Genomic DNA, 15,760 nt, shown 5'->3' on the forward strand with positions numbered 1-15,760 from the left:
AGTTTTTGATAACAGAGTAGGGGGTGAAGTAGTGGATAGTCAGATTGAATTGGATGTTATAAAAGCCCAGCAAGGTGATAAGGAAGCGTTTTGTCGCCTCATTAAAGAGATAGAGCCGAACCTTTATCGGATCGCTTCTTCCATCATGAGGTCAGAAGATGAATGTTTGGATGCTGCTCAAGAGGCTGTTATAAAAGCATATTTGTCCATTGAACAGCTCAAACAGCCACAGTTTTTTAAAACATGGATTACAAGGATATTAATAAGAGAATGTACCCGGTTACTGAAGAATCGAAATAAAATTATACCTATGAATACAATCGATATACTAGAGTCGCAGAATGAATCAAATTTAGAAGATAATTTTGAACTAAAAGAAGCTATTAGTAAATTAGAGAAGGATTACCGTATAGTTATTACTCTCTTTTATATTCAAGATTTATCTGTTAAAGAAATATCTGAAATAATAGAACAGCCCGAAGGAACAGTTAAATCTAGGTTAAGTCGTGCAAGGAAAAAATTGGCACAATTGTTAGAAGACAACATTCAAGTAGGGGGTATTAGATATGAACAAATTTAAATTGGACGAAGAAATAAAAAGTTTCGCAAACAAGGAAAAAACGAAGGACGTTCCATCTTTTTTCAGCAACGGCATTGATGATGCTTTATCAAAATTGCCTGAGCGAGCGATAGTGACAAAGAAAGAAAGAACTAAGAAGAAATGGGGCTGGCTATATGCAGTGGCGGCAACTGGAGTCCTTACTACAGGTATCTTAGGCTCTGGATTTGCTTCTCCAGCCATGGCTGAACTATTAACAAAAGTACCTGGACTAGGATATATATACCAAGCTACATACGAAGATGTATCTAGCCAGAAACCTATTCCAAACACAATATCAGGTTCACAATTCAGTTTTGGAGAAAAAGGTCCGTTTAATTCTGAAAACATTGAGGTAAAGACCTTTTCAGGATATACAGATCAACTCAAGAACTACATTAACTTCCAAATACCCGAACTAAGTCGAGAGAATGGTGAAGTATTCGTTAAGGTAGATAAATTTGGTGAAGGTCAATATGAAATTACAGCGTTTGGAGAAGTCGATAAAGAACCTGTCACTCTAGCTGTTATTCCTAATCCATTGAATCTTCCTACATTTGAAGGCTCAAGTATTGGACCTGTTGTTAAGGAGAATGTAGATATTCATGGCATCAAAGCCGATGTCCTTACTTATCAATTTAGTGAAACAGATGAAACCAACCAGACAAGTTACGTGGTATGGAAACGAGATGAAACGCTGTACATTTTAGCTAGTGCACTTACTAGTGATAAGCTAGTTGATTTTGCCAAAAAAGTTGACAATCAAGCCATAGCCATACAGCAAAAACAATAAACTCTTCCGTGTAGCAACGTATAGGTGCAACTATTTAAAAGTTGAATCAGCTCCCTTTGATAAACATGGGCCTTAGAAGCGATTCTAGAGGCCCGTTTCTCTTTCATTATTTTTCATTTTTAAATAGTTGGACTTTTTCAGCAGTCTCAACTCATCCCTGTGTTTTTCTCTTGTGTACCATTTAAGTCGGTTTCAAGTTCCCATGATTTAATGTGGTTTATTAGCCTCATAATATTAGAAATCCTCCATGAAGAGGCTTGCCTGAGTAGCAAGCCTTTTTATTTATCAAATTTCCCTTGACCTTAAAGTAACTTTAAGGTGTAACATTGAATGTAAAGGGGTGTGATGGTTTGAGTAAGTTCATGTCAATACAGACTTTCTCTGAAAGAACTGGTATTTCCAAAAGTACATTAAGATATTATGAGTCAACAAATTTACTTCGTCCAGCAGGTAGAAACACTAGCGGGTATCGAGTTTATTGTGAGACCCAAGTTGCAACCATTAAGTTAATCTCCAGTTTACGTTTAGCTAATGTACCGATTAAAGATATTCAAGCCTATTTAAAGGTAGACGATGATAAAACCCGACAAAAAATGATGGATAATTGGATTCAAATTATAAAGGAAAAGCTAGATATCTTGAATGTGAGTTTACGTTATTTAGAGAGTGATTCTACACATGAACAAATTTATTTGATAGAAAAAAACGCGGAAACTATTATTTGGTTTTCTGCTGAATCGAATGTAGGGCAATTCAAAGAACATTTTAGTAAGAGAATGAAAGAACTCGAGATATTAAATATTCCTATAAAAAGTTGTTATTTAAAATATTTATCAGGAACAGAATTGATTAAAGCACAAATTGGCTTTGGTCTACCATCTGACATACAAACAAACGAGCTCTCTGAAATTGCATTCATAGAACATATGGCTTCTTGTGTATGTATAGCAATGTCTTTTAATGAACCAATCACAAAAATACAAGAAGGCTATCGCAAATTAGTAAACTATGCAAGCGAAAACAAATGGGTTCCAACAGGTTCTATACTAGAATGGTATCGTGGTGAGGACTTTACAGATCTCGATTTAGTAATGCCTGTCACTCAAATCGGAATAAGGGGGAAATCGTGAATGTATAAAAATGAAGAGTTAATTGTAAGAATAGTAGATTTGAGAGGAAGCTATTATCAGTTTGGCTTAGAACAAGGTAAAGAATTAATGTCATTACCGATCTTAGAACAAATAGACGAACTAAGGCAACTTACTACTAATTCAAATGTAAAAATGGCGAAGGAAATAGTAAAGAATGTTTCACCGAATCTTTTTCAAGAACTAAGAGGCTTGGCAGAAGGATTTCAAATGGAATTAGATACGATCATTAAACTATTTAGTGGATATGATGTAGTGTTTCCGGAAATGGGGTGTACTACGTTGGTAAACGATGGCTTTTACGTGCGCAATTATGAATTTAGCCCAGAAATGTACGATGCAAGACTTGTATTTACCAACCCTACAGGTGGCTATGCGAGTGTAGGGTTTAGTCAGCAAGTAATTGGAAGACTTGATGGAATGAATGAAAAAGGGCTGGTAGTAGGATTACATTTTGTAAATAACGAACACAGGAAAGAGGGGTTTATTGCAACGACAATTGTTAGGATGCTACTTGAACAGTGCGCAAATGTTGAAGACGCAATAACCTTCATCACCAATATCCCCCATGGCTATTGCTATAATTACTCCATCACAGACCAAAGTGGAAAAAGTATAATAGTAGAGGCTTCCCCACAACAACAGGTTATAAACTTCACCAATCAGCTAATATGTACGAATCACTTTGAATCAGAAGTATTGAAAGAGAAAAATAGAGTAGAGGTACTAAGCTCAGTAAAACGTAAGGAGTATGCAAGTTCCTTATTAACAGAGAATCTATCCCCTATGGCAGCATATCATCATTTTAATGAAGGAAGTTCCCCGTTATTTTTTAAGTACTATAAAGAGTACTTTGGTACATTGCATACTGTTGTTTATTCTCCAAAAGAATTAAGTATGATAATTGGAGTTGGTGAGAATTGTGAACCGATGATGTTTTCTCTTAAAGCATATATGGAGGGGGCATTGATTCTCCCTGAGAATGTTAAGGGGATAATTACTCATGAAATATGAAACAAGGGTCCTCATGTTTCTTTCGTTTCGCTAAACGAAGCAAACACTAGGACTGTCCCCATATGTATTCTATACTTTTCCTGAATGTGGAAATCTCTCATCTGAAACTTTTCCATAAATTATTCGTAATAGATATATAGGTTTAATCGAAGGAGTGGTAGTATGGGCAATATTTATTTATTTTCACTTATCGTGGGATTAGCCTCTGCTCTTGTGCTGATTCCGTTTTCTAGTAACAACACGAAAGAGAAAGAGGGAAAGAAGTCCAAAACGGGAGCGCTGCTCTCTGGAATCGTTCTTATCGTTATTACAATCTTTTCTTTCTATTATTTAACGAACCTTGACCGAAACTTCTCGTCCTTATGGTTTTTAGCCATCCTAGTTACCCTTTCAGGGACAATCTTTGCCTCTGGAAAGGAACGAATGGTCAAAGGCGTATTATTTCTAGGAAGTTTAGTTGTTGGAGTGATGTTCTTATCAGCATTCCTTTTTAATGCGGATGAAAAATATGAAGTTGCCAACATGGCTTCGAAGACAGAAATTGAAACATTTGATGAAAAAGAGACGCCAGCAAGTGTCCCGCCAAAATTTGCTCGAAATAAGATGAAAAAGTCGTTTGGACAGGTTCCAGACACGAGCTATTACGAACTAGGAAACTTGCAAATCCAAAAAGTCAACGGAAACTATGTCTACATCGCACCTGTAGAATTTTCAGGATTTTTCAAATGGCTGAATGGGGGTACAACACCGGGTTATTTTACGATTAGTGCAACCAACTCTAGTGATAATCCGAAATTTATAAAGGCAGAAATGGAGTACACACCCTCGTCTTATTTTCATAAGAATCTTGAACGACAGATTAGGATGGATTATCCGAACCATATTTTCTACGGCGATGTTCAATTAGAAATTGATGATGAGGGCAAGCCTTATTATATTCAATCCTATGGACAATTTATTTCGGCTCGTAATGGTTTTGACGTCTTGGGGGTAATTATGGTAGATCCTAAGACGGGGGAAACAAAGGATTATCCTTTAAAAGAGATCCCGGAATTCATTGATGGTGCAGTGTCTCCAGAGGTTGTCAGTTTACAAAATAGTTACTTTGGTAATTATGTTCATGGATTTTGGAATAGCATATTTGGCAAAAAAGATGTAAGATTGCCGTCTGATGAAGGAACAGAAGCAAATGTGAGTCCTATTTTTGATGAAAATGGGGATATGTATTATTTCACTGATTTCACAAGTCCAAAAGAGGGCGTAGATTCCATGCTCGGCTATTCTCTTACGAATTCAAGAACAGGTGAAGCAACTTTCTACACCGGTAATCTGGAAGCATCCTATATGGATTCACAAGGTGCTTTGCAAATCATTGAAAAGAAATTTATTGAAAAGAAGTGGAATGGGGAAATGCCTGTCCTTTATAACTTTTATGGTGAAGCAAGCTGGCTAACTCCAGTACTTGATTCAAACGGTTTCCTTCAAAATTATTTCATTGTTTCCGCTGCGAACCCAGAAATTTCTGTGTACGCAAATACACCAAATGAAGCATTGAAGCACTACAAAACAGCCTTGCAAAGAGGTGGAGGTACCGTTGATGGAACTTCAAAAGCTGAGGAAAAACAAGTAAGTGGAATCGTTATTAGAGTATACAAGGAAAAAGTAGGCGATTTTACAAGTATCACCTTCTTATTGGACAACAAGAAAAGCTATGTCGTTTCATCTGAAAATAGCCCTCTCGCAATTTATTTACAAGAAGGCGATAAGGTGAAGGTGAACTATTTAGACACAGGCGAAGTATTTATGCCGGTTAAAGAGATGGTGATTGAAGGGCTGGAATAAGGGTCCTCATGAACATACTTCGATTTCTTAAAAATAAGGAGTGTTTGCAAAAACATACGGAAGTTCAGAAAATATCGTCATTCAATCGTTAAAAAGAGAACAGCGGGTGTTGTTCTCTTTTTTGTTGTGAGAAACAAAGGAGAAACCTAGGGGCTCTCATGTTTCTAGAATTTCAAACCGTCCCCGTTTACCATATGCTATACTCATAGAAAAATGGTTTTTAAGGAGGTAGTCGATTTGAGTATTCGTTTTGAAGTGAAAAGAACTTTCCAGGTGTCCCAAGAACAAGCTTACATGGCCTTACTTGATCTTGATTCTGCCAAACACTGGATGAAAGGGTTTGTGGGAATCGAGCGATTGGATGAGGGTCCGATACAGGTGGGGAGTCAGTGGAAGGAAACAAGAAAAATGTTTGGAAAAGAGGCTTCTGAACATTTTGAGATTATCGAACTCCATGAACCAGATAAAATTGTAATACGCGTTGATGGCACGAAAGGAACAACCGGTAAAGGAGAATACTTGTTTACATATCGTATTACATCTACAGGAAATACTTCGGAAGTTACATTACAAGGTGAGATAAAGGGCCTTACCGGCTTTACGAAATTATTTGGGAAATTGATAGCTGGTACTTTTAAAAAAGCCTGCGCAAAAGATTTGGATGCTTTAAAAAGCTATTTAGAGAAGTGATAACTTAATAGGTAAGTGTTAATCTAATCTAGTTATAAGTAACTGAGTAAAGGAGTATGTATGAAGACAATTATTGATAAATTAAATCTAAAAAAATATAAGAATGTGGCTGTGCTTAATCAACCAAGTGATTATGATATTTTTAATGGATATAAGAATGTATTAACACAAGACCATGATGCTATTTTTATTTTTGCCGAAACGATTGATGAAATGGTAAATCTGACTCAATTAATTATTAGTGAAGAAAAGTTGCTAGAAAATGGCTACCTATTTATTGCTTATCCGAAAAAAGGGAATAAGCGATACGATACATTCATACATAGAGATGATATATTTCCTGCAATGAAAGTAACCGAAGATGGATATGTAGGAAATAGCGATGTGAAATTTTCACGGATGGTTAGTATGGATGATACATATACTGTTGTAGGATTAAAGCGTGAAAAGAAGAAAGATAAAAAGTCATCTGCCGCGAGTCAATGTGTAGCTGATTACGAGGACAATGTTCAAGATTTAGAAAAGCTATTAACAGATCATCCAAATGAGCTAAAGTTTTATCAGGAACTTACTCCAGGCTACCAAAAGGATTGGGCGCGTTATATTTTTTCTGCTAAGCAACAGACTACACGTGATAAACGCCAAGCACAAATGGTAGATATCTTATCACAGGGTATTAAATCTATTGATTTGTATCGTCAAGTGAAGAAATAATATCATAATTTATAGGAAACATGGGGAAGAATCCTCATGTTTTTTCGTTTTGATAATGAAGTAAACATGAGGATTTTATCCTGTGTATTCGAGCAACAATTTTTCCTAACATCAACTTAATCAAACGTTTGATGAATCGACTTCAGCTCAAATACGCCAACGGGTTGAAAAAAACAAATAAACGTTTGTTTGAGTTACAATCATAAAAAAAATAGCCACCTTAAAACACGAGAACTATCAGAGACCACTGAAAAAGTAGTCATTTAAAAAAGTTGGACTTTTTCAGCGTGTTTTCTCGCAATTGTTCCAAGCTTGATAGAGGGAAAAGAAGGTGATTAATAGAATAAGTATAAGAAGTAGAATAGTACGATATACAAAAATATAAGTGGCAAGAGGAAGGGGTACATATGAGTAAAATCATTTTATCTACAGAAAGTGGAGCTGATTTACCAAAGGATTTAGCAGAAAAACATCGAGTTCAAGTAGTTCCTATGCACATTATTATGAATGGGGAGGACCATTTAGACGGTGTGTTACCGGTAACGGATATTTATGACTACCATACTCACACAAAACAAATTCCCTCTACAACAGCCACGAACATTCATGAGTACCAACAATTTTTCAAAAAAATCAAAGAAGACTTTCCTGATTGCATCATAATCCATATCGGTTATACGTCAAAAGCTTCTTCTTCTTTTCAAAATGCCGTCATAGCAGCTGAAGAATTTGATAATGTCATATTAATTGACGCTTTAAATGTAACCGGTGGTTTAGCCGCAATCGTCATGTTTGCTGCTACTTTACTAGACAAGAATCCTACGATAGAACCTGAGCACTTGTCCAAATTAATTCAAGAAAAAGTTCCAAAATCAAGGCTAGCTTTTGTTCCTGGAAACTTAGATTTCTTAAGAGCTGGTGGACGTGTAAGTAATGCGGCCTATTTCGGTGCAGCTTTGTTAAAAATAAAGCCTCGTATTGATTTGCTAGAAGGAAAACTGGTTTCTACGAAGAAGTATCGCGGTAACATGACTGCAGTGACAAAAAAGCTTATGAATGATTATTTGACTCAATACAACATTGATCGAGAGCAGCTTTATTTGATCTACTCCCTTGGCTTAGATGAAGAGATCAAGCAACAAATGGATAAAATGGCGAGAGACAATGGTTTCAAGCAGATTACATGGATACAAGCAGGGGCGATGATTTCAACACATGCAGGGCCAGGTGGGTTTGGAATTGCGGGTTTGGAGGTATAGATAAAGGAGAACAGTCCGAGACCACTGAAATAGTAGTCAATTTGAAAAAACACCTTATCTGAGGGGGGCACAAATGTCTCCCTTTGAAAAACACGGGTCTTAGAAGCGATTCTAAAAGCCCGTTTTTCTTTTTATTTTTCATTTTTAAATAGTTGGACTTTTTCAGCAGTCTCATACTGTCCCCATGTTTACGTACTCTTTCCAACTATATGGAGGTTAGTCCAAATATGCCAAACTGCCAGACAGAGATCCCAACAGTGATAAAAAGTAGGGCTTCTCCAATACATAGCACGAAATACCTTGATTTTTGATCATCTTTCCACCAGAAGTATGCTTCGATTACTGAAGGTATAGCTAGAAGAAATAAACTGATCCCTAATAGTAACATCTGAGAAATTGTTTCTTTTTCTAAAAGGTAATATAGGAGAAGAAAAATAAGAACGGTGATAGCTACTACAATCATATTAATGCTTTTGTGTGTTTTGTTAGCAAACTCCTAATGATACGGCTCTTCATTTACCTTGAATACCTTTACTAGACAAATCTTTAATATAAATTTTATAGATATCAACATAGCTCCAAATAGTAATAGTTTGGTAATGACCATCCCATCCCTCCTCATTCGTTAGATTATATGTATGTAAAACAGTATTTTGAATAAAACCTCTTCATTAAAATTTTCTATGAAAAATAGCATAACAAACAAAATATGGTAAATTTGACCACTAAAATTGTAAAAAGGACAAAGCAACTGAATTGTTTTGCTTTGTCCTTTTTTGGTCCTAAAATGAACCACCTGAATTGCCCCTATGGTCTAAACAACCTTAGTCTCTTGATCAATTGCGTTAGTTAAGTCTCTAAAAAAAGCTTCACGCTCATCGATAGAAATATATATTTTTTCAACATACTGAATAGTGCCTGTAAAGGATTTTGTAGGTATTTTATGTTTTAAACCTATTTCATAATCAGGGGTATCCATATCTAGTACGGTTGCTTTGAATATATCTTTTCTTTTTTTATCCTTTTCATAGTTCATATTCCCTGATTGAATAGATTGTATTGCTGAAATAGGGACTGTTAATGATTTACGCAATCCAACATTAATATATAGGTATTTGTTTGTTAATAGTATTGGATTTCGTGTAATTGCTTTGTAATCACTGATTAAATAAGTAAACCCATACACATTTAGTAGTAGATGAATCCAAGAAGCAATTGGGCTCCATTTATGAAGAAGATAGAAAAGCCCAGCACTCTCTAGCAGTATTACAAAAAGTAGTGCTATCATAATACCTAAATATCCATTTCTCTTATGAATGGTATATGTGCTCCCGAGTTTATTATTAAAAATCGGGGGTTTTATTGTAAAGAAGTAATAATACATGCTTACTTCCCTTGCGATAGAATATGATAATAGTGAACTATTAAAAACTTTAAATAACTTCTTATCCATTTTTTGAAAAACAGTATCAATCATTTCATCTTCTAATGCATTTTCTTCATTACTGCTACATTCCTCTTCTTCGTCAAGGTCAAACTCATACGAATCATCATGTGCTCTTGCCGCCCAATCAATAAGAAAATGTAAAACAATTAAAGGTAGAATAGAGCCTATAGTAACATACATCATTCCAAATAATAGACCGATAATTCCTGTTCTAACAACTCCACCGACACCTTGGTATGTATGCGCTAATCCGAACACTAATGCCGAGAATATTAAAGTGAGCCATATTGAGATATTGGGCATAAAATAGAATAAAACATAAATTATAAAGCCTCTGTAAAGTACTTCTTCAGTAAAACCTGCAGTAAAAGAAACGTATTTCCATGCTTTCTTTTCTTTTTCGGTAACAGGAAGAATATCAGCGAATGATTGGCTTTTTTTTAGTTGCTCCCTTTTAGCAAGGGCAACTTTTCTTCTGTAGGATGGACTGTATTTTATTGCGATAGCATGGTAAATATACATTCCTATATATAAGGCAAAGATAGTCCAAACAATATAAGTGACGGGTTTCCCAAGGATAGAAGTAGTTAACGATATTGAGCTGAACCCTATATCCATAAATGTAAGAGGCGTAATAAAGATAAGGATTATGATAAAAAGTGTAGGAGCCCATAAAGCAGCCATTACTTCAATGTAATAAGGTACTCTAGAAGTTGAATGTAGGGCAAGCTTGTTTCTAAACCTTTGATAAGAAAAGTATCCTACGATTGGTTCATAAATTAATAAAAACAGAAACAGAATAATAAAGCTGATTTCCATGTAGATTCTCCCCTTGACTAAAATTAAAGGCCTTTTGTCATTTCAAATAGTTTTTTCATAACGCCGTGATACGATTGAATTTCCTGATCTGACAACCGAAGGAAGTACTTTTGAATGATTGAGTCATCCGCTTTTTTCATTTCCTCAAAAAACTGAATCCCTCTTTGATCCATATCTACAAAGATTTCTCTTCTATTCTCTTTATTGATGGAACGGTGAACATATTTCTTCTCTTCTAGCTTTTTGATTTGTTGGCTTGCAGCACTTGCTGTTCCATTAATATATTCTGCAATTTCATTTACTGTTGCTCTCCCCTTTTGAGAAAGAAATTTTAAAATATATATTTGCTTAGTAGATAAGTCAAACTCCTTAAGAACTTTTTCATATTCTTTTATAAATACAATCTTTAGCGCTTCGTTATATTCTGTTGCTTCTTGAATTAACTTCTCTCTGTTCATAATCTCACTCCAAATTTTATAGTACTTAATATTTAAGTGTGCTTAAATATTAACAGTAGAAAGATAAAATAATCAACTGTTTTTTCAAATTATTGGAAGGAGAAGGAACGGGATGATGGGTCTTTTTCTTTCAGGATACATGGGGGAGAGTGTTCATCTTATCACCGTTCCAACACAATCTAAGGAAAGTATCCTTTTACATATGAGGAGAAAACGGAAGATATAGAGGGAAAGGGACTTACTATTTGAGTTTCGGGAATTTTTAAAAATTAAGTATTTATATATATTAAGTATTTGGTTTAAAAGAGAAAGTATTCTATCGATTTTATTAAGTATTTAAGCTTAAAAGTTAAGTATTTGACTCAGTATGTTAAGTATTTCATTAATTTTCCAAAAAAGACTTACTTAAATCCGGATAAAGTATCAATTCCTAGTACTTTTATAAAAAAGTTTTATTTTTCATGCCACCTTTGCATTGCCTAACCCCAATAACTAGTTTGAAAGGGTTATATATATGATCCCAACAAAACAAACAATCTACTAATGAGGTGAAATCAATGACAGTAAAAGAGGTTTATGAATATTTTTTAAAACACCAGGTAAAAACAATGGCACATTGCTTTTTTCATTTAGTACAAGAAAATAAGATTTCATTACAAGATGAATTCTCACCCGATGATTTTGATAAAGTTAACAAAGCTAAAGTCAAGGAAATGATAGACAATAATATATTAGGAATTTACGAGATCAATGTTTATGGTCTAAAGATGAACGAGCAGGATTACGTCTATATCTTTGCACGAAATTCGATAGAGGCTATCCAGTTCTTTATAGAAAGTATTTCGATGAGTGCCAACACTGCTTAGAGAAAGCTCAAACAATTCAACTCACACTTGAATTACAAAAATCATAAATTCAAGTATAACTTGATAGGAAACGATACCTCTAAAAGTTACACTTACCTTATACTAATAAAAGAGGTGATTGTTTTGTTTGACATGAAAAAAGTAGGAAAACGTATTGCGCAGTTACGAAAGGAAAATAAAATTACTCAGATGATGCTTGCAGATCAGCTAGGAGTTAGTTTTCAAGCCATTAGTAACTGGGAACGTGGGGAAACCATGCCTGACATATCAAAACTCCCAGAACTTGCAAGGATATTTGATGTCTCAATTGATGATATTTTAGGTAATAGTAAAGGAACACAATTAGTTAAAAATATCGTAGAAAATGACAATATTACTGAGGCAACACCAATTGATAAGGAAGAATTCATCACTGTTGTTCCAATTCTTTCAATAGACCAGGCAGATAAAGTTTATCAAAATATTGATGGTGACCTCTCATCAAAAGATCTTGCTATGGTAGCACCATTCCTTAGCGAAGATATCCTTAATGATTTAGCAATGAAAGAATATAAAGGTAGAGGTATAAAGGGATTAGTCACTCTAGCACCATATATAAGCCAAGAAATTCTTGATGAATGTGCAGAAGAAGGTTTTAAGTTACATGGATTAAAAGGTTTAACACCAGTAGCCCCTTTTTTAAGTGAGGCAGTAATTGATACGTTTGCTAATCAAGAATATGAGGCAAATGGGTTACAAGGATTAACAGCCATGGCTCCGTTTATTAGTCAAGAGATCCTTAATGAGTGCGCTAAAAAAGAACTTGAATCAAATGGAGTAAAAGGTTTAACATCCATCATTCCTTTTATAAGCCAAGAAATCATTGATGAGGCAGCAAAGAAAGAGTGTGAGGTTAACGGTTTAGCAGCTATTTCTTCAATTGCATATTCGGTTAGCGAAGATGTAATAAGTGAATGTGCTCAAAAAAGTTATCAAACAAACGGAATCAAATCCCTTGTCTCTCTAGCCCCTTTTATTAAAAAAGAACTCCTGAACGAAATGGCTTTAGATGCAATCTCTAAAAATGGGATCAGTGAAGTAATTGCGATTATGCCTTTTATTGATGAGAAATTGATTAAAGGTATGTTTGCTAAGTAAGCTAAATTAAAAGTGCCTGTCACTTGTCGAATTCGATAAGTCACAGGTATTTTTTTATGTTTTAATATGGGAAATATTTCAATGATATTTTAAAGAGATTGCTATTGTAATATATATACAATACATTATAATAGTGTTTATCAGGTGTACAATTGTTCATATCAGGTGGAAAAGAGCCCCTGTAAGAGAGCTAACTATAAAAAATCAACTAACATAAGAGGGGTAAAGAAAATGAACAAACTACTTAAGAATTGGAACAAGTTAAGTTTAGTAAAGCAAATATTGATAGGTTTGGTGATAGGTATTGTTCTAGCACTAGCGGTTCCGCAATTAGCGAGCCCGATTGTTATCTTCGGATCATTATTTGTAGGTGCTTTGAAAGCTATTGCTCCTGTGTTGGTTCTTTTTCTAGTGATGTCAGCTATCGCGCAGCACAAAAAGGGACAACAATCGAATATGAAGTCTGTAATTATCTTATATCTTTTAGGGACTTTTTTAGCTAGTTTCATTGCTGTTATTGTTAGTTTTGTTTTTCCGATAAGTATCTCACTAGTAAACAGCGCAGAGGGTGTTGCTGCTCCAAGCGATGTGGTGGAAGTGCTTAGAGCATTACTATTAAATGTCGTTGATAATCCGGTTTCTGCCATAACAAATTCGAACTATATAGGTATTTTAGCGTGGGCAGTACTACTAGGATTAGCTTTAAGAAATGCAAATGACTCGACTAAAAGTGTTATTTCTTCTTTCTCAGATGCTATCTCTAAAATTGTCGGATGGGTTATCAAATTTGCGCCACTTGGAATTATGGGGTTAGTATTTGAGTCTATTAGTACAAATGGAATTGCTTCATTACTAGGTTATGGAAAGCTACTTGCCGTGTTAGTTGGATGTATGCTATTTGTTGCTCTTGTTGTTAACCCGGTTATTGTATATGGAGTGATACGTCAAAACCCTTACCCACTTGTGTTTAAGTGTATTAAGGAAAGCGGGATAACAGCCTTCTTTACACGTAGTTCTGCATCGAATATTCCGGTAAATATGAGATTGTGTGAAAATCTTGGGTTGAATAAAGATCGTTACTCAGTATCAATTCCATTAGGTGCTACTATTAATATGGCAGGAGCGGCTGTGACAATTTCTGTCTTAACTCTAGCGGCCGTTCATACACTTGGCATTCCTGTTGATCTTCCAACTGCTATTCTCCTTAGTGTACTTGCAGCAATAAGTGCTTGTGGTGCTTCAGGCGTGGCTGGAGGTTCTCTATTACTGATTCCTTTAGCTTGTAACTTGTTTGGAATTCCAGCTGATGTGGCAATGCAGGTTGTTGGAGTGGGTTTCATTATTGGTGTAGTACAAGATTCCTTTGAAACGGCTATTAACTCGTCAACGGATGTTCTTTTTACAGCAGCAGCTGAGTATAAAGAGTGGCGTAAGGAAGGGAAGAAGATCGATATCAGAAAAGTAGCATAGAAGAGAGTAATTTTAAGACGAAGGACATCCGGTGGTTAATTACGGATGTCCTTTTTGAGGTTTTGCACTTACATTTATCGTTTTTTTAATTTTTTGAAACTTTATCGAACGTAGTACGTAACAATACTAAACTGTTCAAAAAAGGTAGGTTATTTTATGACAGTATTAGTAATGATACCTGTGTTAATACCAATTCTTTTAGGATTGATGTTTTTTTTTTCTAAGTCGATAGGTCTAAGATAAAAACCAATTTAAGTAGAATTTTTAATAAAAGTAGATAATACAGTATCTTAACATGGGTTCTAACTTAAGAAGGATTAGTACTTCTTTTGTTATTTAAAGATCAGTTATTTAGAGAAGTGCCTTTTTGACAATTTAAGTTTTGAGATTTTAAGATTGAGGAAGTAGTCAAAATGTTTGATAAAGAGGTGAAGCTTTGGGATGAATAACATGGAAATGTTTGATGCTGTAGCTAAACAGGCAGTCGACCGGTACGAGATACAACTTCAAGAAATGAATTTTTTAGCTGAAGAAACAAATATTTTATACAAATTAAGTGATATCAAAGGAAATAAATTTTTATTGAAAATTTTTCAAGAAAACTCAAGCACTTTAGAAGATAAATTATTGGAAGTATTCGCGATGAAACTTGTATGCCACAGAGGTGGAATTTCAATTCCATCAATCCTGTCTTCTAAAGACGGAAGTGAAATACAAGAAATAAAGTTAGATGAGGATAGTTCCCCTATGCGAGTTGCTATTTACACCTGGTTAGAGGGGAGAGATCTAGAGGGGAATGAAACCAAAGAGAGCTTTATTCAATTAGGCGAACTAATAGCCCGACTTCACATAGCTACATACGGTGAAAAGATTCCAAAGACTTTTTCACCAAAAAGATGGGATAATGTATTCTATTATCAAGAAGACAAAGTCGTATATAAAGACAGTAAATATCAGCGTTACTTATCAAGAGAATACCATGAAATGATGGATAGAATTATACCTTATTTAAATAAACAATTGTCGAGGTACTATCGAAAGAATGAAGAACATCTTCAACTCATTCATAGTGATTTAAACCCATCAAACGTCTTGGTCAACGGAAACGAAATGCATATTATTGATTTTGAAGATGTCTTGCTTGGATTGCCGTTACATGACATTGCTATTTTATTGTACTATTACAGGTATGATGAAGAATATAACTTTGATGAAGTAAAGCAGCTTTTCTTCAAAGGGTATAAAAAAATTAGACCATTACCAGTGTTTGAAGAGTTTGACTTAGACTTGTTAATGACCGCGAGGAGGGTAAACTTCCTAAACTATATTTTAGTTGTAAGCGAAGATCCAAGTCCCTTTATTGAAAAAAGTCTACCTAGAGTGAAGGAGTTTATTCAGAAATACAAACTAGAAATATAGTTTAAAACTCTTATAATACGAAAAGTTTAGTTAACCAGTTCCTATTTCATTAAATAGTAAAAAAAAGAGATGTATTTTTAACATCT

15 protein-coding genes are annotated in these 15,760 nt (G+C 34.8%); 12 read left to right on the plus strand and 3 right to left on the minus strand.

Features of this window, described 5'->3' with window-relative positions; all coding sequences use genetic code 11:
* Nucleotides 1-31: 31 nt before the first annotated feature.
* The 8 genes from J2Z26_RS00275 to J2Z26_RS00310 all read left to right on the plus strand — a co-directional run bounded on the left by J2Z26_RS00275 (nt 32) and on the right by J2Z26_RS00310 (nt 8,058).
* Nucleotides 32-580, plus strand: a complete 549-nt coding sequence (locus J2Z26_RS00275; protein ID WP_193537642.1) for a sigma-70 family RNA polymerase sigma factor — start codon at nt 32-34, stop codon at nt 578-580.
* A complete protein-coding gene (locus J2Z26_RS00280; RefSeq protein ID WP_193537640.1) occupies nt 567-1,391 on the plus strand; it encodes a hypothetical protein in 825 nt (274 codons plus the stop codon). The genes J2Z26_RS00275 and J2Z26_RS00280 overlap by 14 nt, the downstream gene beginning before the upstream one ends.
* A gap of 350 nt (nt 1,392-1,741) precedes the next feature.
* Complete coding sequence (locus J2Z26_RS00285) at nt 1,742-2,521, plus strand: MerR family transcriptional regulator (protein WP_193537638.1); 780 nt, start codon at nt 1,742-1,744, stop codon at nt 2,519-2,521.
* Complete coding sequence (locus J2Z26_RS00290; protein WP_193537636.1) at nt 2,522-3,553, plus strand: C45 family autoproteolytic acyltransferase/hydrolase; 1,032 nt, start codon at nt 2,522-2,524, stop codon at nt 3,551-3,553.
* Between the two features lie 162 nt (nt 3,554-3,715).
* Nucleotides 3,716-5,395, plus strand: a complete 1,680-nt coding sequence (locus J2Z26_RS00295) for a hypothetical protein (RefSeq protein WP_193537634.1) — start codon at nt 3,716-3,718, stop codon at nt 5,393-5,395.
* 237 nt (nt 5,396-5,632) lie between these two features.
* Nucleotides 5,633-6,085, plus strand: coding sequence for an SRPBCC family protein (locus tag J2Z26_RS00300; protein ID WP_193537632.1), 453 nt, complete (start codon nt 5,633-5,635; stop codon nt 6,083-6,085).
* Nucleotides 6,086-6,145: 60 nt separating this feature from the next.
* Nucleotides 6,146-6,799: a YdeI/OmpD-associated family protein gene (locus J2Z26_RS00305; protein WP_193537630.1), complete on the plus strand. Its 654-nt coding sequence runs from the start codon at nt 6,146-6,148 to the stop codon at nt 6,797-6,799.
* A 407-nt stretch (nt 6,800-7,206) separates the two neighbouring features.
* Nucleotides 7,207-8,058 (plus strand): DegV family protein, encoded by an 852-nt coding sequence (locus J2Z26_RS00310; RefSeq protein ID WP_193537628.1) that lies wholly within the window; start codon nt 7,207-7,209, stop codon nt 8,056-8,058.
* Nucleotides 8,059-8,263: 205 nt separating this feature from the next.
* Here J2Z26_RS00310 and J2Z26_RS00315 read toward each other — a convergent pair whose 3' ends face one another.
* From J2Z26_RS00315 to J2Z26_RS00325, 3 genes are all read right to left on the minus strand, one after another.
* The gene (locus J2Z26_RS00315; protein ID WP_193537626.1) at nt 8,264-8,521 is read right to left on the minus strand and encodes a hypothetical protein; all 258 of its coding nucleotides are present in this window, start codon (nt 8,519-8,521) and stop codon (nt 8,264-8,266) included.
* Nucleotides 8,522-8,872: 351 nt separating this feature from the next.
* Nucleotides 8,873-10,324 carry a CPBP family intramembrane glutamic endopeptidase gene (locus tag J2Z26_RS00320; protein WP_193537624.1) on the minus strand — a complete coding sequence of 484 codons (1,452 nt, stop codon included), beginning with the start codon at nt 10,322-10,324 and terminating at the stop codon, nt 8,873-8,875.
* Nucleotides 10,325-10,347: 23 nt separating this feature from the next.
* On the minus strand, nt 10,348-10,782 hold the full coding sequence (locus J2Z26_RS00325; RefSeq protein ID WP_193537622.1) for a MarR family winged helix-turn-helix transcriptional regulator: 435 nt from the start codon (nt 10,780-10,782) through the stop codon (nt 10,348-10,350).
* Nucleotides 10,783-11,339: 557 nt separating this feature from the next.
* Between J2Z26_RS00325 and J2Z26_RS00330 the strand changes: the two genes are divergently transcribed.
* From J2Z26_RS00330 to J2Z26_RS00345, 4 genes are all read left to right on the plus strand, one after another.
* The gene (locus J2Z26_RS00330) at nt 11,340-11,648 is read left to right on the plus strand and encodes a hypothetical protein (RefSeq protein ID WP_193537620.1); all 309 of its coding nucleotides are present in this window, start codon (nt 11,340-11,342) and stop codon (nt 11,646-11,648) included.
* A 132-nt stretch (nt 11,649-11,780) separates the two neighbouring features.
* On the plus strand, nt 11,781-12,785 hold the full coding sequence (locus J2Z26_RS00335) for a helix-turn-helix domain-containing protein (protein ID WP_227413775.1): 1,005 nt from the start codon (nt 11,781-11,783) through the stop codon (nt 12,783-12,785).
* Nucleotides 12,786-13,016: 231 nt separating this feature from the next.
* Nucleotides 13,017-14,255: a serine/threonine transporter SstT gene (gene sstT / locus J2Z26_RS00340; protein ID WP_193537616.1), complete on the plus strand. Its 1,239-nt coding sequence runs from the start codon at nt 13,017-13,019 to the stop codon at nt 14,253-14,255.
* A gap of 441 nt (nt 14,256-14,696) precedes the next feature.
* Nucleotides 14,697-15,674, plus strand: coding sequence for a phosphotransferase enzyme family protein (locus tag J2Z26_RS00345; protein WP_193537615.1), 978 nt, complete (start codon nt 14,697-14,699; stop codon nt 15,672-15,674).
* Nucleotides 15,675-15,760: the final 86 nt, after the last annotated feature.

The organism is Cytobacillus luteolus, assembly GCF_017873715.1.
GTDB classification, from domain to species: Bacteria; Bacillota; Bacilli; order Bacillales; family Bacillaceae_L; genus Bacillus_BV; species Bacillus_BV luteola.

What these genes read in the sequence shown, in the direction of transcription:
- J2Z26_RS00280 (WP_193537640.1), top strand. Translation starts at nt 567, where the DNA reads ATGAACAAATTTAAATTGGACGAAGAAATAAAAAGTTTCGCAAACAAG.
- J2Z26_RS00290 (WP_193537636.1), top strand. Translation starts at nt 2,522, where the DNA reads ATGTATAAAAATGAAGAGTTAATTGTAAGAATAGTAGATTTGAGAGGA.
- J2Z26_RS00295 (WP_193537634.1), top strand. Translation starts at nt 3,716, where the DNA reads ATGGGCAATATTTATTTATTTTCACTTATCGTGGGATTAGCCTCTGCT.
- J2Z26_RS00305 (WP_193537630.1), top strand. Translation starts at nt 6,146, where the DNA reads ATGAAGACAATTATTGATAAATTAAATCTAAAAAAATATAAGAATGTG.
- J2Z26_RS00310 (WP_193537628.1), top strand. Translation starts at nt 7,207, where the DNA reads ATGAGTAAAATCATTTTATCTACAGAAAGTGGAGCTGATTTACCAAAG.
- J2Z26_RS00315 (WP_193537626.1), bottom strand. Translation starts at nt 8,521, where the DNA reads ATGATTGTAGTAGCTATCACCGTTCTTATTTTTCTTCTCCTATATTAC.
- J2Z26_RS00320 (WP_193537624.1), bottom strand. Translation starts at nt 10,324, where the DNA reads ATGGAAATCAGCTTTATTATTCTGTTTCTGTTTTTATTAATTTATGAA.
- J2Z26_RS00325 (WP_193537622.1), bottom strand. Translation starts at nt 10,782, where the DNA reads ATGAACAGAGAGAAGTTAATTCAAGAAGCAACAGAATATAACGAAGCG.
- J2Z26_RS00330 (WP_193537620.1), top strand. Translation starts at nt 11,340, where the DNA reads ATGACAGTAAAAGAGGTTTATGAATATTTTTTAAAACACCAGGTAAAA.
- J2Z26_RS00335 (WP_227413775.1), top strand. Translation starts at nt 11,781, where the DNA reads ATGAAAAAAGTAGGAAAACGTATTGCGCAGTTACGAAAGGAAAATAAA.
- sstT (WP_193537616.1), top strand. Translation starts at nt 13,017, where the DNA reads ATGAACAAACTACTTAAGAATTGGAACAAGTTAAGTTTAGTAAAGCAA.
- J2Z26_RS00345 (WP_193537615.1), top strand. Translation starts at nt 14,697, where the DNA reads ATGAATAACATGGAAATGTTTGATGCTGTAGCTAAACAGGCAGTCGAC.